This window comes from Methylobacterium fujisawaense (assembly GCF_014138435.1).
In the GTDB taxonomy this organism is placed as follows: Bacteria; Pseudomonadota; Alphaproteobacteria; order Rhizobiales; family Beijerinckiaceae; genus Methylobacterium; species Methylobacterium fujisawaense.
In genome coordinates this window covers 248,545-266,509 of sequence record NZ_JACJIM010000002.1, presented here as the reverse complement: position 1 = coordinate 266,509, position 17,965 = coordinate 248,545, and the positions used below count along the sequence as shown (strand labels likewise).

Here is a 17,965-nt window from a genome sequence, read left to right as displayed (position 1 = left end):
ATCGCGCGTTCATCTTGCGTTGCGCTGCGGGATGGTCCAACCCCGCCCATCAGCTCGGCCAGCGCCGGGCACCAGATACGGACGGGATCGACATGGCGACCGGAAGCGCGAAGTGGGTCTACGCCTTCGGCGACGGCAAGGCGGAGGGCAAGTCGCAGATGCGCGACCTGCTCGGTGGCAAGGGCGCCAACCTCGCCGAGATGTGCAATCTCGGCCTGCCGGTTCCGCCCGGCTTCACCATCACCACCGAAGTCTGCACCTACTACTACGATCACGGGAAGTCCTACCCGCCGGAGTTGAAGGATCAGATCGCCGCTGCGCTCGCCCAGATCGGCACGCTCACCGGCCGCAAGTTCGGCGATGCCACGAATCCCCTCCTCGTCTCGGTCCGCTCGGGCGCCCGGGCGTCGATGCCCGGCATGATGGACACGGTCCTGAACCTCGGGCTCAACGATGAGACCGTGCTGGCGCTGGCCAAGGAGGCCGAAGACGAGCGCTTCGCCTTCGATTCCTACCGTCGCTTCATCACCATGTATTCGAACGTGGTGCTGGGCGTTGAGCACCACGCCTTCGAGGAGGCGCTGGAGCAGTACAAGGAAGCCAAGGGCTTCGAGCTGGACACCGAGCTCAGCGCCGCGGACTGGAAGACGCTCATCCAGACCTACAAGAAGATCGTGCGCGACGAGCACGGATCCGACTTCCCACAGGTCGCGGACGACCAGCTCTGGGGCGCGATCAGCGCCGTATTCAATTCCTGGATGATTCCCCGAGCCAAGAAGTACCGGGAGCTGAACAACATTCCGGAGAGCTGGGGCACGGCCGTCAATGTGCAGGCCATGGTGTTCGGCAACATGGGCGACACGTCGGCCACCGGCGTGGCCTTCACCCGCAATCCGTCCACCGGCGAGAAGGCGCTCTACGGCGAGTTCCTGATCAACGCGCAGGGCGAGGACGTGGTCGCGGGCATCCGCACGCCGCAGAACATCACCGAGAAAGCCCGGATCGAGGCCGAGAGCGACAAGCCTTCCATGGAGAAGGCCATGCCCGAGAGCTTCGCGGAACTGACCCGGATCTACGGGATCCTGGAGTCGCACTACCGCGACATGCAGGACATGGAATTCACCATCGAGAAGGGGAAGCTCTGGATGCTCCAGACCCGCAACGGCAAGCGCACGGCGAAGGCCGCCCTGCGCATTGCCGTGGATCTGGCGGGCGAGGGGCTGATCTCCCGTGAAGAGGCGATCGGCCGGGTCGAGCCCGGGGCGCTCGACCAGCTCCTGCATCCGACCATCGACCCGAAGGCGGACCGCAAGGTCATCGCCTCGGGCCTGCCGGCCTCGCCCGGTGCGGCGACCGGCGAGATCGTGTTCAGCTCCGAGGACGCGGAGGCGCATCGCAAGGCGGAGCGCAAGTGCATCCTGGTGCGGATCGAAACCTCGCCCGAGGACATCCACGGCATGCACGCCGCCGAGGGCATCCTGACCACCCGAGGCGGCATGACGAGCCACGCGGCCGTGGTCGCCCGCGGCATGGGCAAGCCCTGCGTCTCCGGCGTCGGCTCCATCCGGATCGACTACAAGGCGCAGACCCTGACAGTCGGCGGCAACACGCTCAAGGCCGGCGACAAGATCACCATCGACGGGTCCACCGGACAGGTGATCCAGGGCGAGGTGAAGATGCTGGAGCCCGAGCTGTCGGGTGACTTCGCCACCCTGATGGAATGGGCCGACGCCTTCCGCGGCATGAAGGTGCGGGCGAACGCCGATACGCCGACGGATGCCCGCACGGCGCGCAACTTCGGCGCGGAGGGCATCGGCCTCTGCCGTACGGAGCACATGTTCTTCGAGGGCGACCGCATCATCGCGGTGCGCGAAATGATCCTGGCAGACGACGCCGAGGGCCGCCGTGCGGCACTCGCGAAGATCCTGCCCTATCAGCGCCAGGACTTCCTCGAGCTGTTCACGATCATGTCCGGGCTGCCGGTCACGATCCGTCTGCTCGACCCGCCGCTCCACGAGTTCCTGCCGCATACCGATGCCGAGGTCGCCGAGGTCGTGAAGGCGACCGGGGTCGCCGAGGAGAAGATCCGGCACCGGATGCGGGAGCTGTCCGAGCACAACCCGATGCTCGGCTTCCGCGGCTGCCGGCTCGCCATCGCCTTCCCGGAGATCGCCGAGATGCAGGCCCGGGCGATCTTCGAGGCGGCCGTCCAGGCCGCCGCCGATACCGGTAGCCCGGTCACGCCCGAGGTGATGGTGCCGCTGGTGTTCACGCGCGCCGAGTTCGACATCGTGAAGGCGCGCATCGACGCGATGGCGAAGGCTGTCGCCGAGGAGAAGGGCGCGACCCTCGACTATCAGGTCGGCACGATGATCGAGCTGCCGCGCGCAGCGCTCAAGGCCGGCGAGATCGCCGAGACGGCCGAGTTCTTCTCCTTCGGGACGAACGACCTGACGCAGACGGCCTTGGGCATCTCCCGCGACGACGCGGCAACCTTCCTGGGTCCGTACACCCAGAAGGGCATCCTGCCGGCCGATCCGTTCATCACCATCGACCAGGAAGGCGTGGGCGAACTGGTGCGCATCGGCGTCGAGCGCGGCCGCAAGACCCGGCCGAACATCAAGCTCGGGATCTGTGGCGAGCACGGCGGCGATCCGGCCTCGATCGGCTTCTGCCAGGAGGTCGGCCTCGATTACGTGTCCTGCTCGCCCTACCGGGTGCCGATCGCCCGGCTCGCGGCCGCCCAGGCGGCGCTGGGCAAGGTCTCGGGCAAGGAAGGCTGAGCGCGCGCCGGAGGCCGCCGCGCGGCGGCCTCCGGATGGCGACCAACCATCCGAATGAAGACCAGTGGAAAAACCTCGCCTTTCGGTTGAACTCGACTCTTTGTGAGGCGTTCTTTCGTTGAACGAGGCGGTCTGGCGTGCGCCTATTCGGCCTGCGTCGGGTCAACGTCGCCCGTCAGAATCGGCCGTCAAGATGTCTCACAGCCCATCGCCGCTGTGCCTCACCGGGACCGATGCGGCCGCGTCAGTGCCGCGCGCGGCCGTCCGTGCGTATCTCGCCCTGGTCGGCGGCCTGGGCGGCTTGGTGACCGCCGTGATGCTGATGATGTCGGTCGCGGCCAACAGCGGCGGCGAAGCCGAACGCATCGCCGGGACGCAGGACGACAGCTACGCGGCAACGCTGGTCGGCGCCTTGGCGGTCAACCTGTCCAAGCCCCTGCGCTGAGTCGAACGGGCGCTCTGGCCGCCCCGCACGAGCCGTCCGACGCGGACGGGCAGGCGAAGCGCACCTCCCCGTCAGACCAACCCCTCGATCAGCGTGCTCCGGGCAAGGCGCGCGCGGCGGAGCCGGTAAACCGGGTTGTCAGGTCATCGCCCGGACTGCGCGTGCTGAACCGCGTCGTGACGCGGTCCGGAACCGCAGCGACGACCGAGTCGGGGGCTGCACCGCGGAGACGGGTGGCAGCCACATGCACGGGGACAGCGCGGCTCGCCGGCGTCGCAACGGGACCGGCGGACACGGAATCGAACAGGGCGCGCAGCTGGGCCTTCGCGTCCGCGTCCGGAGCCACGAGCGAACGCGGACGAACCGGGTCCGGCGCCGTGGGCTTGCCGAGGGCGCGAATCTCGCTCGCGGACGGAAGATTGGCCATCCCCCGTTCGAGCGCGGCGAATTGCACCGGGCGCGGTGGCGGAAGCGGCATGTTCAGGCTCGCAACCGCGGCTGCGAGGTCCGAGGGACGCCGCGGCGGCAGCGGCGTCGTGACCGCCGGCATGGCGTCGTCGGCGGGCGCGGTTTGATCGGCCGTCAGAAGCGACTTGGCGTCGGTCGGCTTGATCTCCGCGCTCTTCGCCTGAGCCCGCGCCGCCAGCGAACCGCGCAGCGCGTCGTCGGTGGCGGGAGCCGCATAGGCGAGGGCCGTCCGTGCGCCCACCGGATCCTGCGGATCGGCGCTCGCCACGGCGACGACGGGGGCGCGCCGTCCCTTCTTCTCGACCGCCACCGGCGGCGGTGCCGGAGCGGGCTCGGGGCTGGATCGACCGCCGCCGAACAGACTCGCCAGGAAGCCGAACAGGCCGGGACCGTCTTCTTCCTCGCCGCCGGCCATCTGGGTCGTGATCCCCGCCACGGTACCGCCGCGGGCCAGGATCTCGGCCTTGGCCTCCTCATAGCGCGGGAAGGGACGGTTGTCGCTCGGGAGCAGCACGGTCTTGCCGTCGGGGAAGAGCCGGGCGAGCTGATCGTGGGTCATCCGCGGCCACATCCGCACGGAACCGACATCGAGATGCACGAAGGGCGTTCCGGCATGCGGATACCAGCCGACGCCGCCCCGTTGCATCTGGAGCCCGACCTCGCGGATCCGGTCGATCGAGACGTCCGGCACGAAGAAGTCCATCGCCTTGCCGAGCATGTGCTGGCTGTACTCGGCCACCATCTTGGAGCGGCGGCGAAGCATCGCGTTGGTGCCGGGAGACCGATAGGCCGAGACGATGTGGATCGGTTGCGACGAGCCGACCTGGCGATAGGCCTCCCAGACCGTATCGAACAGCCGCGGATCCATCTTGGTGGGCTCGTTGATCCGCCAGTCGCGGAGCAGCCAGTTCAGCTGATCGAGGGCCGCGCGGTCGTAGCGGCCATCGCGCTTGAACGTGATGGTCGCGCTTTCCTGCGTGTGCGTGTGGTAGATGGTCAGCGAGCGGGTGTCGCCGTTGGCCACCGCGTCCTCGGTTTCGGCCGTCCCGACCAGCACTCCGAGCACGAGGCCGGACAAGCCGAGGGCGAGATGACGGAGGGGACGCGGGAGACTGGGCACGACGGTCCTGATCCTCTCCCGAAACCCTCGCCCGAACGCATCTCAGCCCGGGCTGTCGGTCGAAACGGCTAAGGCTCGACCGTGGCGAAATCGTGCCCGGCTGTGCGTCTGCGCACGCGAAAGTTGCGGGTTCCGCGGGTGGCCTACCACCACCCGCGCGGCGCCGATTGCTGCGGCGCAGGCGTCCAGAGCCCGGGCTCGCCGTATTCCGGCGCGCTGTCGGCCCGGGCGGCGCGGCGCAGGGACCGGCGCCGCGTGTCCGCTTCCTCGTAGCGCCCTTCGGGCCACGCCTCGGCATTGGCCACCGGGCGCTCGGGCGCGCGGCGATGGACCGTCCGCGCCACGGGCGGCTTCGGCGCAGACTCGGCCTTGCGCCGCGGCGGCTCGTCCGGCAGCCGGGCAATCGCCGGTCCGCCGCCGCCGGGCAGCCCGAGGGCCGCGCGCATCGGCGCGTCGTAGCCGTAAAGGTCCGGCAAGGTGCGGTAGGTGCCGCCATCGTCCACGAAGGCGGTGAAGTAGGCGAGATGGACCGGCAGCTTCTCCGGCAGCCGGATCGTCCGCTCGCCCTTGCCGATCAGCTTCTTCAACCTGTCCTGAGACCAGTCCGGCAGCACCGCGTCGGCAAGGCGGAACGGGTCGTCGACGCGCACGCAGCCGTGGCTGAAATCCCGCTTCGAGGCTGAGAACAGCGAGCGGTTGGGCGTATCGTGCAGGTAGACCGCGTGCTGGTTCGGGAACATGAACTTGATGAAGCCGAGCGCATTGCGCTCGCCGGGGGGCTGGCGGAGCGAGATGTGCCCCCCGCGGCGGACGACCTCGTAGCCCCCCCAGGTCTTGCCACCGTAGCCGGCGAGCTTCGGCGCCATCGTCTTCAGGATCGAGGGCGGCACGTACCAGGACGGGTTGACGACCGCGTATTCCATCAGCCCCGAGAACAGGGGCGTCCGCGATTCCGGCTTGCCGACGATGACCCGCGCCTCATCGCGCAGGACGCCGCCCCGGTAGGCGCGCAGGCGGTATTCCGGGACGTTGACCAGGATGTAGTCGGATCCCAGATCGCCGGGAAGCCACCGCCACCGCTCCATGTTGACGATGAGTTCGGCCTCGCCCCCCGTCGGGCGTGCGGCGCGACCGGCATCGGCAAGGGCCAGGACCGTCTGGACGTTCAGGACCCCGTTGCCCGGCAGCCCGCGGCCGCGCTGGAACTTCGCGACCGCGTCGGCGACGACGGACTCGTACTCGTCCGGCTCGCCGGGGGGCTTGTCGAACGTTCCGGCCGGGCGGCTCTCGAGATTGAAATGCGCCCGGAGCAGCGGCACGCGGGCATCGCGCATGCCGACGCGCAGGGCCGGTCCGGCCGGAAGGCGCAGCGGCTTCACGGCGGTCGGCACGGGACCGCGCAGGGCGGCGAGACGCGCCTTGAGGGCGAGATAGCCGGGCGTCGCCGGATTGTAGCCCTGGAGCGCCTCGCCGGCCTTCGCGCCGGCCTCATCGAGCTTCGCCAGCACCGCGTCCCCGGCGGGAAGATCGAGATGCGGCGTGATCAGCCGCGAGATCGAGGCCAGGTTGACGCGGCCGCCACGGGCGTCCCGGGCATAAAGCACGGCCGCCGCGGACAGGCGGAGATCGGCATCGGCGAGCGCCTTCTCGTCCGGCTTATCGGGCAGCGACGGGACCGTGTAGGCACGCGAGTCGAGACCGTCCTCGGCGGCAGCCGCCAGCCGGGCCGACACCGCCTTTGCAGCCTCGGTCCACGCCCCGCCGGAGATCCAGAGCGGCTTGTAGGTGCGGGCTTCGTAGAAGCTCCGGATCGCATCGCGATCCTTGCCGGTCAGACGGAGCAGAAGGGGGGCGGGATCCGCGAAGCGGGCGAAGACCGCAGCACCGAGCGGATCCGTCGGGGCGACCGGCGCCGTGGCGGCGGGGGCCGGCGCCGGCTCGGCCGCCGGTGCCTCAGGCTTGTAGTCGGGTAGAGCCGTCGTGGCCGGAGCCGAGGGAGCCGCCTGCGCAGGCGGCGCGGCGGCTGGCGATGCCGGGACATCGGCGGAGGGCTGGTCCAGCGAGACGGTCTCCGCACGAAGCGAGGCGGCCGGGGCCAGCGTACCGCAGAGAAGGGCGGCCAGCGCCATGAGGCTGGAGCGCGGGACGCGCATCGTGATCTCCCGGGGTGCGGCGGCAGGACCGCACGCTCAGAGTGTGATTATCCGCGCAAGCGTGGCTTTCAGCAACCGCAGTCGTCGCGAATAGAACCTCTGTCGCGCAGATGAATGTGTCATTTCTAATGCTGCTCAGCTTATGATCTACCTAATCGTCGGTCGATTGCGTGCAGCATCAGGTGAATTTCCCGCACCACCGCACCGACCGAATGCGGTCGGTGCGTTAGCGCACGCGGCGCTCGATCAGGCCGCGTCCTCGGTCTTCGCGTCGTCCTCCAAGCCCAGATCCTTGAGCTTTCGATAGAGGGTGGAGCGACCGATGCCGAGGCGACGCGACACCTCCGACATCCGCTGCCGATAGAACTGGAGCGCGAAACGGATGATCTCCGCCTCCAGGACGTCCATCGGCTTCATCTCGCCGGTCTCCTCGGTCACGAGGGACATGGCGTGAGGGTCGCGCACCTCCACGCGGACGATCTCGCGCACGGGCTCGGGGGCGTAGGCCGGCATCTGCGTCTGAACCGGCAGGGCCGGGATGCGGACGTCGAAGCCTTCCACCTGCGCGGCGATCTGGGGGAATTCGGCCACGGTCAGTTCGTCGCCGTCCGCGAGCACGACAGCGCGGAACAGGGCATTCTCCAGCTGCCGGACATTCCCCGGCCAGGGATAGCGCGTCAGCAGTGCCATCGCCTCCGGCGTGATGGCCCGGACGCGCTTGCCTTCCTCGGCCGAGAACCGCGCGCAGAACGAGCGAACGAGGTCCGGTATGTCCTCGCGGCGCGCCCGCAACGGCGGCAGCGTCATCGGGAAGACGTTCAGGCGATAATAGAGATCCTCGCGAAACTTGCCCTGCTTGACGAGGTCGAGCAGCGATCGGTTGGTGGCGGAGACAAGGCGGATGTCCACCCGCACGGAGCGTTTGCCGCCGACGGGATCCACCTCGCCTTCCTGCAGGGCCCGGAGCAGCTTGACCTGCGCGTCGAGGGGAAGCTCGCCGATCTCGTCGAGGAAGAGCGTACCGCCCGAGGCCTCGACGAACTTGCCGGCATGCTTTTCGGTCGCACCGGTGAACGCGCCCTTCTCGTGACCGAACAGCGTGGATTCCACGAGATTCTCGGGGATCGCCCCGCAATTGACCGTCACGAACGGCTTGCCGCGCCTGTCGCCGGATCCCTGGATCGCCCGGGCCAGCACCTCCTTGCCGACGCCGGACTCGCCCTCGATCAGGACCGGGATATTCGATTTCGCCGCCCGCTCGGCGAGGCGGATCAGCCGCTCCATGTCGGGGCTTTTGGACGTGAGATCCTTGAAGGTCAGCGCCCCGGAGGCCCGGCGGCGCATGCGACGCACCTCCTCCTCCAGCGTATCGACCCGCAGGGCGTTCTTGATCGAGACCTGCAGCCGCTCGGCACCCGCCGGCTTGACCACGAAGTCCACGGCGCCGGCCCGCATGGCGCCGACCACCGTGTCGATGGAGCCGTTGGAGGTCTGGACGATCACCGGGGTGGCAAGGCCGCTCTTGCGCATCTCGGCCAGCACGCCAAGCCCATCGAGACCGGGCATGACGAGGTCGAGGAGCACGACGTCCGCGCCTTCGGACCGGAGCAGGGCCAGTGCGTCCGCGCCCGTTTCGGCGACCCGGGGCTCGAAGCCGAAGCGGCGCACCGCCGCCTCGGCGAGACGCCGCTGGACCGGATCGTCGTCCACAATGAGCACGGTGGCGGACATGGCGGCTCCCTGAACGGCGCGCGAAGGCCGGACTCGCGACATGGGCTCAACCCCGTCACGGGCTCCGATTCGGCGACTGTTTCGTTTCGAGCCGTAGGGTGACCCACAGACGTAAAGTGGCGCTTAACGACGTTTGCATCGTGTCGTCGACGATCGCGCGGGGCTTCGAACCGACACGCCGCGTTGAACGCGTGGCGGCACGCTCGATATCAGGGTACGGGGCCGCTGCCCTTAGAGAGGATTGCACGACATGATGCCGAGCCACGCCGCATCGCCGGTGACTGTCCGCCTGCCGGAGGGCGTGAGCGCCGCGCGCGCCGCCGCGAAGGCTGCCGACCTCGGCCATCTTCCGGAATGGGATTTGTCGGACCTCTATTCCGGCCTCGATGACCCCAAATTCTCCGGCGACATGACCCGGGCCGAGGAGGAGTGCCGCCGGTTCTCCGAACTCTATGCCGGCCGCATAGCCGAGCTCGCCGCGGGACCGGAGGCGTCCGCCCGACTGGCGGAGGCCGTGCGCACCTACGAGGGGATCGAGGACCTGCTGGGCAAGCTGATGTCCTTCGCGGGTCTCGTCTATTCCGGCGATACCACCGACGAGGCACGGGCCAAGTTCTACGGCGACACGCGCGAGCGCCTGACCAGCGCCTCCGCGGATCTCCTGTTCTTCGCCCTGGAGCTGAACCGCGTCGACGACGCGGCGATGAATGCCGCGATGGCGGAGGGGCCGCTCGCCCACTACGCGCCGTGGATCGAGGACCTGCGCAAGGAGAAGCCGCACCAGCTCGACGACCGGACCGAGAAGCTCTTCCTCGAGAAGTCGGTCACGTCGAACGCCGCCTGGGACCGTCTGTTCAACGAGACGATCGCCTCGCTGCGCTTCACCGTGCAGGGCGAGGAGATGCCTCTGGAGCCGACGCTCAACAAGCTCCAAGATCCGGACGGAGCCGTCCGCAAGGAGGCGGCCGGTGCGATCAGTGAGGTTTTGCGTGGGCAGTTGCGCGTCTTCACGCTGATCACCAACACGCTGGCGAAGGACAAGGAGATCTCCGACCGCTGGCGCGGCTTCAAGGACGTGGCGGACGCGCGCCACCTGTCGAACCGGGTCGAGCCCGAGGTGGTGGAAGCCCTCGTCGACGCCGTACGGGCGGCCTATCCGCGGCTCTCCCACCGCTACTACAAGCTGAAGGCGAAGTGGTTCGGGCAGGAGACGCTGCCCTATTGGGACCGGAACGCGCCTCTTCCGCGGGTCGAGCAGCGGACGATCCCCTGGACGGAGGCCCGTGACACGGTTCTCTCCGCCTACGATGCCTTTTCGCCGGAGATGGCGGGGATCGCGAAGCGCTTCTTCGATGAGCGTTGGATCGACGCGCCGACCCGTCCCGGCAAGGCGCCGGGCGCCTTCGCGCATCCGACCGTGCCGTCGGTGCACCCCTATGTCCTGGTAAACTACCAGGGCAAGCCGCGGGACGTGATGACGCTGGCGCACGAGCTCGGCCACGGCGTCCACCAGGTTCTCGCCGGCCCGAACGGCGCCCTGATGGCGCCGACCCCCCTGACGCTCGCGGAGACCGCCAGCGTGTTCGGGGAGATGCTGACCTTCCGCAGGCTCCTCGCCGCCACCACCGACACGACCCAGCGCCGGGCCATGCTCGCCGCCAAGGTCGAGGACATGATCAACACGGTGGTGCGCCAGATCGCCTTCTACTCTTTCGAGCGGAAGGTGCATCTCGCCCGCGCGAAGGGCGAGCTGACCACCGATCAGATCAATGCCCTGTGGCTGTCCGTGCAGGCCGAGTCGCTCGGTCCGGCCATCACGCTGGATTCCGGCTACGAGCCGTTCTGGGCGTATATCCCCCACTTCATCCATTCGCCGTTCTACGTCTACGCCTACGCGTTCGGCGACTGCCTGGTGAACTCGCTCTATGGCGTCTACGCCCAGGCGGAGGAGGGCTTCGTGGAGCGCTACTTCGCGCTGCTCGCGGCAGGCGGCTCCAAGCCCTACGGCACGTTGCTTGCGCCGTTTGGGCTCGACGCGAAGGATCCGGGCTTCTGGCAGATCGGGCTCGGCATGATCGAAGGGATGATCGCCGAACTGGAAGGCATGGAAGGCCAGCCCTGACCGCGACGCCGCGGGGTGCCCCCCCGCGGCGCAGGGCCCCACGCCCCTGGTTCACGCGGGGGCGCGGCTTATCTCCGGATCATCACACGACAAGCAGATCGAGAGATGGCCGAGACCGACCGCGAAGCCAACCGCTTCTCCGCCCGTGCCGGGCGCTACGCCAGCGTGGGCGCCAATGTCGGCGGCGTAGCCGCTCGCATGGCCATGGCACGGCTGTTCGGGAAGGAGGGCACGACCAATGCGGCCGCCCTCGCGCAGGCGCTGGGCGGCCTGAAAGGTCCGATCATGAAGGTGGCGCAGTTGCTGGCCACCGTTCCCGACCTCCTGCCCCCCGAATACGCCACCGAGTTGCAGAAGCTCCAGGCCGACGCGCCGCCGATGGGCGCGGCCTTCGTCCGGCGCCGGATGCAGTCGGAACTCGGAGCCGGGTGGCAGAGCCGCTTCGGGAGCTTCGACCTCAAACCCGCAGCCGCCGCCTCGTTGGGCCAAGTGCACCGTGCAACCGCCCAGGATGGTGAACGGCTCGCCTGCAAGCTTCAGTATCCGGACATGCAATCGGCCGTGGAGGCCGACCTGAAGCAGCTGGAAGTCGCCTTCGCGCTGCATCGCCGGATGAACACGTGGCTCGACACCCGCGAGATCGCCAAGGAGATCGGCGCCCGGGTCCGCGAGGAACTCGACTACGAACGTGAAGCCAAGCACGCGGCACTCTACGGGGCCGTTCTGAAGGACATCGCGGCGGTGCGCGTGCCCCGGGTCTTTCCGGATCTCTCCACCAAGCGCCTCCTGACGCTCAGCTGGCTCGACGGAGACAAGATCCTGGGCTTCGCCGACGAGCCGGTGGAGGTGCGCAACCGGATCGCCCAGGCGATGTTCAAGGCATGGTGGCACCCGTTCAGCCGCGCGGCCGTGATCCACGGCGATCCGCATCTCGGCAATTACACCGTTTTCTCAGAGGGCGGCGAGGCTGCGGGCATCAACCTGCTCGATTACGGCTGCGTCCGCATCTTCCATCCGCGATTCGTGGGCGGTGTCGTGGATCTGTATCGCGGCCTCTTGGAGAACGACGAGGCCCGCATCGTCCACGCCTACGAGGTGTGGGGCTTCAAGGACCTCGACAAGGAGAAGATCGAGATCCTGAACATCTGGGCCCGATTCATCTACGGCCCCCTGCTGGAGGATCGGACCCGCACGGTCGCGGACGGGGTGAAGCCCGGAGAATATGGCCGGCGGCAGGCCTTCCAGGTCCACCAGGCGCTGAAGGAGCGCGGACCCGTCACCGTTCCGCAGGAATTCGTCTTCATGGACCGCGCCGCCGTCGGACTCGGCGCGGTGTTTCTCCACCTCAGGTCGGAACTCAACTACCACCGGTTGTTCGAGGCCGAGATCGAGCATTTCTCGCTGGACGAATTGTCGGATCGCCAGGGCCGGGCCCTCGCCGAGGCGGGATTGCCGGAACCGGTCTGATCGGGATCGAAGATCCACCGAGAGAGCGATCAACTTGCGTGCGTCCGATTGCGGCAGATAAACGCTTGAGCTACATCCGACCCTGACCGCAAGAAGTCGCGTCTTAGGGAAACGAGCGCACGATGGCCGAGAGTGACACGGTGGCCGGGCACACCTACAGCCCGGCGATGGACGCGAGGACTCACGAACAGACCTATCGCGGGTTCGTCCGGTTCGTCGAAATTGCCACCGGCGTCGTGATTTGCTGGGTCTTGGCCCTTGCGATCGGCGGAATCCGCGAGGCGTGGCTGCTGGCCATCGTCGGCGTGATCGTCGCTGGAGCGGCAGGAGCCGTCGGTGCCCTGGCGCCGGCCGTCGGCTGGCGTGCGCCGCTGGTCGTGGGCATCCTCCTCGTCCTCTACCTGTTCTTCGCCTGAAGCGAGGCCCGAGCGGCCGGTTCGCTGGCTGCCTCGGATGAGGAGCTCGCTCGCATTCGCCGAGCGGGCCGCTGACGCATTGTTGGCAATTAAATTGAGCACAAGTTACATTCCGGCCGCTTCCAACGCGGTATCGTAGATCCGCCTCTCGAAAAGCGTCGCCGGTTCGCGCATTCGAAGGCCGAGCTTTTCCAGGGGAACCCTCGCATGCGCATTGCTGTGCTGTCCGAGACGGACTCCGCGGAGCCGCGCGTCGCCGCGGTTCCTGAGACCGTCAAGAAGTTCATTTCGCTCGGTGCCGATGTCGTGGTGCAGTCCGGTGCGGGCAAGAGAGCCGGCATCCTCGACAGCGAGTACGAGGCGGCCGGCGCCAGCATCGCTGGCAGCGCGGCCGACGCCGCCGGTGACGCCGATCTCGTGCTCAAGGTCCGCCGACCGAGCGCCGAAGAGCTGCCGCAGCTGAAGCGCGGCGCCACCGTGATCGCGATCATGGACCCCTACGGAAACGAGGCGGCCCTGAAGGCGATGGCCGAGGCCGGCGTCGACGGTTTCGCCATGGAGCTGATGCCCCGCATCACCCGGGCCCAGGTGATGGACGTGCTGTCCTCGCAGGCGAACCTCGCCGGCTACCGCGCGGTCGTCGATGGTGCCGCCGAGTACGGGCGGGCGATGCCCATGATGATGACCGCCGCAGGCACGGTGCCGGCCGCCCGCGTCTTTGTGATGGGCGTCGGCGTGGCCGGTCTCCAGGCCATCGCGACCGCCCGCCGCCTCGGCGCGGTGGTCACGGCCACCGACGTCCGACCCGCCACCAAGGAGCAGGTCGAATCACTCGGCGCCAAGTTCGTGGCCGTCGAGGACGACGAGTTCAAGCAGGCCGAGACCGCAGGCGGCTACGCCAAGGAGATGTCGGCCGAATACCAGAAGAAGCAGGCGGAGCTCGTCAAGGGCCACATCGCCAAGCAGGACATCGTCATCACCACGGCGCTGATCCCCGGACGTCCGGCTCCCAAGCTGGTGTCCGAGGAGATGGTGGCCTCGATGAAGCCGGGTTCGGTCCTAGTGGATCTCGCGGTGGAGCGTGGCGGCAACGTCGCCGGCGCCAAGGCCGGTGAGGTCGTCACCAACGACCGCGGTGTGAAGATCGTCGGCCACGTCAACGTTCCGGGGCGCCTCGCCGCGACAGCCTCGAGCCTCTATGCGCGCAATCTCTACGCCTTCGTCGAGACCCTGATCGACAAGGACTCGAAAGCGCTCGCCATCAACTGGGACGACGAGCTGGTGAAGGCCACGAACCTCACCCGCGGCGGTTCGGTCGTCCACGCATCCTTCCAGCCCAAGACCGAGGGAGCGACCTCGGAAGCCGCGTCCGTGGGGCTCGCCAAGCCGGAGACCGGCACGGCCGCTCCGGCCGGCGCACAGTGAAGCCCGGCCGAGAGGAGTAGCAGAATGGCAACCGTCATCGTCCCTCCCGATCAGGCAGCCGATCAGGCCCGCGTGCTGGCCGACGCCGCGCGCGCGGCGGCCGCGGTGGCCCGCAACGCCGCCGACCAGGCACAGGCCATCGCCGACGGCATGGGCCACGGGCTCAGTGCCGCGACCGGCGGCGCCGTGGATCCCACGGTGTTCCGGCTCGCGATCTTCGTGCTGGCGATCTTCGTCGGCTACTACGTGGTCTGGTCGGTGACGCCGGCGCTCCATACGCCGCTCATGTCGGTCACCAACGCGATCTCGTCGGTGATCATCGTCGGCGCGATCCTGGCGGTCGGCGTTCCCCTGATCGAGAAGGGCACCGGACTGGCCCGGTTCTTCGGCTTCATCGGCATCGTGCTCGCCAGCGTGAACATCTTCGGGGGCTTCCTCGTCACGCAGCGCATGCTCGGCATGTACAAGAAGAAGGGCTGAGCCGGTGTCTGAGAACGTCTCCTCCCTCCTCTATATCGTCGCCGGCGTCCTGTTCATCATGGCGCTGCGGGGGCTCTCGCACCCTACCACCTCCCGGCAGGGCAACCTGTACGGCATGGTCGGCATGGGTCTCGCGATCCTCACCACGCTGGTCGGCCACCCGCCGGCCGGGTTCGGCGCCTGGATCCTCGTGCTCCTCGGCCTCGGCATCGGCGGCGGCGCCGGCGCGGTGATCGCGAAGCGCGTGCCGATGACCGCGATGCCGCAGCTCGTGGCCGCCTTCCACTCGCTGGTCGGTCTCGCCGCGGTCTTCGTGGCGGCCGGCGCGCTCTATGCGCCGCAGGCCTTCGGCATCATCGAGAACGGCCACTTCCACAAGCAGTCGCTGTTCGAGATGGGCCTGGGCGTCGCCATCGGTGCCATCACGTTCACCGGCTCGGTGATCGCCTTCGCCAAGCTCGACGGACGCATGTCCGGCAAGCCGATCATGCTGCCCCAGCGTCACCTCATCAACGCGCTGCTGGCCGCCGGCCTCGTCCTGCTCATCGCCCTGTTCATCGGCACCGAGTCCAAGGCGATCTTCTGGCTGATCGTCATCGCCGCGCTGGTCCTCGGCGGCCTGATCATCATCCCGATCGGCGGCGCCGACATGCCGGTGGTCGTGTCGATGCTGAACTCCTACTCGGGCTGGGCGGCGGCCGGCATCGGCTTCACCCTGGGCAACCTCGCGCTGATCATCACCGGCTCGCTGGTGGGCTCCTCGGGTGCGATCCTGTCCTACATCATGTGCCATGCGATGAACCGGTCGTTCATCTCGGTCATCCTGGGCGGCTTCGGCGGCGACACCGCGGCGGCCGGCACGGGCCAGGTCGAGACGCGCCCCGTGAAGCAGGGCTCCGCCGACGATGCCGCCTACATCATGAAGAATGCCGAGCGGGTCATCATCGTCCCGGGTTACGGCATGGCGGTCGCCCAGGCGCAGCACTCGCTCCGCGAGATGGCCGACATGCTCAAGAAGGAGGGCGTCGACGTGAAGTACGCCATCCACCCGGTGGCGGGGCGCATGCCGGGCCACATGAACGTGCTGCTCGCCGAGGCGAACGTGCCCTACGACGAGGTCTTCGAGCTGGAGGACATCAACGGCGAGTTCCCGCAGGCGGACGTCGCCTTCGTGATCGGCGCCAACGACGTCACCAATCCGGCGGCCAAGACCGACAAGGCTTCGCCGATCTACGGAATGCCGATCCTCGATGTGGAGAAGGCCAAGACCGTGCTGTTCATCAAGCGTGGCATGGGTTCCGGCTATGCGGGCGTCGAGAACGAGGTGTTCTTCCGGGACAACACCATGATGCTGTTCGGCGATGCCAAGAAGGTCGTCGACAGCATCCTGAAGTCGCTCTGAGGCCCGGGTCTCGGGCGGATTTCCGGGGCGGGCAGCGATGCCCGCCCTTTTTCGTTGCGACGGCGCGCGTTCGCCGACGCTGTTGCGGCGGTGCGCAAGATTCTGCGGCCCACCCGGTGTAGGGTGGCATCCGTGTCATCCGCCCCGCCCTCCGTCGATCCGCCGCCCTTCCTGGGGGTCGCCGCCTCCATCACCGGCCGGCGCTGGCAGGAGCGCTGTGGCGGCGCGGCGGTCCAGAATCACATCGCCAAGATGGTTCAGGCCCACGGCCTGCCGGAATTGCTCGCCCGTGTGCTGGCAGGGCGCGGGATCTGTCCGGAGGCCGCGCCGCGCCACCTTGCGCCGCGTCTGCGCGACCTGATGCCGGACCCGAATACGCTGCTCGATATGGACGCCGCCGTCCGCCGCCTGGTCCGGGCCGTGCGCCGCGGCGAGACGGTGGCGGTCTTCGGCGACTACGACGTGGACGGCGCCGCGAGCGCGGCCCTGCTCGCCGGCTACCTGCGCGGTGTGGGCCTGAGGGCTCCGATCCACATCCCCGATCGGATCACCGAGGGCTACGGCCCCAACATCGCTGCGATCACCGCATTGGCGGCGGACGGCGCGACGCTTCTGGTCTGCGTCGATTGCGGCACGAGCGGCCACGCGCCTCTGGAAGAAGCCGAGAAATCGGGCCTCGACGTGATCGTCCTCGACCATCATGCGGCCTCCGAGGTGCTGCCGCCGGCCCGCGCCGTGGTCAATCCCAACCGCCTCGACGACCTGTCGGGCCTCGGCCATCTCTGCGCCGCCGGGATCGTGTTCCTCACCCTGGTGGCGCTGAACCGTGCCCTGCGGCTGGAGGGCTTCTTCGGGCCGGACCGTCCCGAACCGCAGCTCACCGATGCCCTCGACCTCGTAGCGCTGGCGACCGTGGCCGACGTCGTGCCCCTCACCGGTCTCAACCGGGCCTTCGTGACGCAGGGCCTGACGGTGATGCGCCATCGCGGCCGCATCGGCCTGGCGGCCCTGCTGGACGCGGCCTCGCTGAGCGAGCCGCCGGAATCGTGGCATCTCGGCTTCGTCCTCGGGCCGCGCATCAATGCCGGTGGCCGCATCGGCGATTCGGCCCTCGGTGCCCGGCTTCTGACGACGGCGGACCCGAACGAAGCGGCCCGGATCGCCGCCGACCTCGATCGCCTCAATCGCGAGCGTCAGGCGATCGAGGCGCAGGCCGTCTCCGAGGCCGAGGCCGAGATGGACCGTGCCCTGACGCTCGACCCGACCCGCACCGTGCTGGTCACGGCCAGTCCTGAGTGGCATCCCGGCATCGTCGGACTCATCGCGTCGCGCCTGAAGGAACGGTTCAACCGCCCGGCCTTCGCCTTCGCGATCCGACCCGACGGCAGCGCCACCGGCTCGGGTCGCTCGATCCCGGGGTCAGATCTCGGGCTTGCGGTGCGCGCCTGCGTCGAGGCCGGGATCGCCCTCAAGGGGGGCGGACACGCCATGGCGGCCGGCGTCACCGTGCGGACCGACGACATCCCCCGCTTCGAGGCGCATCTCGTCATGCTGCTGGGGGCGAGCGTGACCGTGGCGCGGGCGGCCGACGCCCTGCTGATCGACGGCGGACTCAGCGCCGGGGGCGCCACGGCGGAAACGGTCCGGCTGCTCCAGCAGGCCGGACCGTTCGGACAGGGCGCGCCGGAGCCGATCTTCGCCCTCGGGCGCCATCGCCTGGTCGATGCCGGCGTGGTCGGGTCGAGCCATGTCAGGGCCCGCCTGCGCAGCCGCGACGGACAGGCGGTGGGCGCCATCTGCTTCCGTGCCGCCGAGCGCCCCCTCGGCCTCGCGCTGCTGAACGGGATCGGTCGGGAACTGCACGTGGCCGGAACGCTGTCCTGCGACCGCTGGCGCGGGGCCGAGCGGGCCCAGCTCCGGATCGTCGATCTGGCGCCGGCGGACCCCTGAGAG

The 17,965-nt window shown here is 68.8% G+C and carries 12 protein-coding genes; 9 read left to right on the top strand and 3 right to left on the bottom strand.

The annotated features are described in order from the left end of the window. The first annotated feature begins 92 nt into the window (after window positions 1-92). Both ppdK and GGQ91_RS06195 read left to right on the top strand, forming a co-directional pair. Window positions 93-2,783 (top strand): pyruvate, phosphate dikinase, encoded by a 2,691-nt coding sequence (ppdK, locus tag GGQ91_RS06200; protein WP_111473873.1) that lies wholly within the window; start codon window positions 93-95, stop codon window positions 2,781-2,783. Between the two features lie 193 nt (window positions 2,784-2,976). After that, complete coding sequence (locus GGQ91_RS06195; RefSeq protein WP_043379889.1) at window positions 2,977-3,228, top strand: hypothetical protein; 252 nt, start codon at window positions 2,977-2,979, stop codon at window positions 3,226-3,228. A gap of 88 nt (window positions 3,229-3,316) precedes the next feature. On the opposite strand, the gene GGQ91_RS06190 is transcribed toward GGQ91_RS06195, so the two are convergent. From GGQ91_RS06190 to GGQ91_RS06180, 3 genes are all read right to left on the bottom strand, one after another. Further along, entirely contained in the window at window positions 3,317-4,816 is a 1,500-nt protein-coding gene (locus GGQ91_RS06190) for a peptidoglycan L,D-endopeptidase MepK (protein ID WP_182591592.1), read from the bottom strand. Window positions 4,817-4,959: 143 nt separating this feature from the next. After that, complete coding sequence (locus GGQ91_RS06185; RefSeq protein ID WP_182591591.1) at window positions 4,960-6,969, bottom strand: L,D-transpeptidase family protein; 2,010 nt, start codon at window positions 6,967-6,969, stop codon at window positions 4,960-4,962. A 246-nt stretch (window positions 6,970-7,215) separates the two neighbouring features. After that, the gene (locus GGQ91_RS06180; protein ID WP_043357728.1) at window positions 7,216-8,700 is read right to left on the bottom strand and encodes a sigma-54-dependent transcriptional regulator; all 1,485 of its coding nucleotides are present in this window, start codon (window positions 8,698-8,700) and stop codon (window positions 7,216-7,218) included. Window positions 8,701-8,950: 250 nt separating this feature from the next. Between GGQ91_RS06180 and GGQ91_RS06175 the strand changes: the two genes are divergently transcribed. The 7 genes from GGQ91_RS06175 (at window position 8,951) to recJ (ending at window position 17,962) form a co-directional block, all read left to right on the top strand. Further along, entirely contained in the window at window positions 8,951-10,822 is a 1,872-nt protein-coding gene (locus tag GGQ91_RS06175; protein WP_091955064.1) for a M3 family oligoendopeptidase, read from the top strand. Window positions 10,823-10,927: 105 nt separating this feature from the next. After that, window positions 10,928-12,289, top strand: coding sequence for an ABC1 kinase family protein (locus tag GGQ91_RS06170; protein ID WP_043379882.1), 1,362 nt, complete (start codon window positions 10,928-10,930; stop codon window positions 12,287-12,289). Between the two features lie 122 nt (window positions 12,290-12,411). Further along, window positions 12,412-12,705 (top strand): aa3-type cytochrome c oxidase subunit IV, encoded by a 294-nt coding sequence (locus GGQ91_RS06165; RefSeq protein WP_043357734.1) that lies wholly within the window; start codon window positions 12,412-12,414, stop codon window positions 12,703-12,705. A gap of 207 nt (window positions 12,706-12,912) precedes the next feature. Next, the gene (locus GGQ91_RS06160) at window positions 12,913-14,130 is read left to right on the top strand and encodes a Re/Si-specific NAD(P)(+) transhydrogenase subunit alpha (protein WP_043357735.1); all 1,218 of its coding nucleotides are present in this window, start codon (window positions 12,913-12,915) and stop codon (window positions 14,128-14,130) included. Between the two features lie 24 nt (window positions 14,131-14,154). Beyond that, window positions 14,155-14,610 carry a proton-translocating transhydrogenase family protein gene (locus GGQ91_RS06155; protein ID WP_043379880.1) on the top strand — a complete coding sequence of 152 codons (456 nt, stop codon included), beginning with the start codon at window positions 14,155-14,157 and terminating at the stop codon, window positions 14,608-14,610. 4 nt (window positions 14,611-14,614) lie between these two features. Next, a complete protein-coding gene (locus tag GGQ91_RS06150; protein WP_043357739.1) occupies window positions 14,615-16,012 on the top strand; it encodes an NAD(P)(+) transhydrogenase (Re/Si-specific) subunit beta in 1,398 nt (465 codons plus the stop codon). Between the two features lie 252 nt (window positions 16,013-16,264). After that, window positions 16,265-17,962, top strand: a complete 1,698-nt coding sequence (gene recJ, locus GGQ91_RS06145; RefSeq protein WP_246410616.1) for a single-stranded-DNA-specific exonuclease RecJ — start codon at window positions 16,265-16,267, stop codon at window positions 17,960-17,962. The last annotated feature ends 3 nt before the right edge of the window (window positions 17,963-17,965 follow it).

Bases quoted from the DNA above. Each gene is read 5' to 3' on its own strand.
- GGQ91_RS06175 (WP_091955064.1), top strand. From the start codon at position 8,951: ATGATGCCGAGCCACGCCGCATCGCCGGTGACTGTCCGCCTGCCGGAG.
- GGQ91_RS06170 (WP_043379882.1), top strand. From the start codon at position 10,928: ATGGCCGAGACCGACCGCGAAGCCAACCGCTTCTCCGCCCGTGCCGGG.
- GGQ91_RS06185 (WP_182591591.1), bottom strand. From the start codon at position 6,969: ATGCGCGTCCCGCGCTCCAGCCTCATGGCGCTGGCCGCCCTTCTCTGC.
- GGQ91_RS06180 (WP_043357728.1), bottom strand. From the start codon at position 8,700: ATGTCCGCCACCGTGCTCATTGTGGACGACGATCCGGTCCAGCGGCGT.
- GGQ91_RS06155 (WP_043379880.1), top strand. From the start codon at position 14,155: ATGGCAACCGTCATCGTCCCTCCCGATCAGGCAGCCGATCAGGCCCGC.
- ppdK (WP_111473873.1), top strand. From the start codon at position 93: ATGGCGACCGGAAGCGCGAAGTGGGTCTACGCCTTCGGCGACGGCAAG.
- GGQ91_RS06160 (WP_043357735.1), top strand. From the start codon at position 12,913: ATGCGCATTGCTGTGCTGTCCGAGACGGACTCCGCGGAGCCGCGCGTC.
- GGQ91_RS06195 (WP_043379889.1), top strand. From the start codon at position 2,977: ATGTCTCACAGCCCATCGCCGCTGTGCCTCACCGGGACCGATGCGGCC.
- GGQ91_RS06165 (WP_043357734.1), top strand. From the start codon at position 12,412: ATGGCCGAGAGTGACACGGTGGCCGGGCACACCTACAGCCCGGCGATG.
- recJ (WP_246410616.1), top strand. From the start codon at position 16,265: ATGGTTCAGGCCCACGGCCTGCCGGAATTGCTCGCCCGTGTGCTGGCA.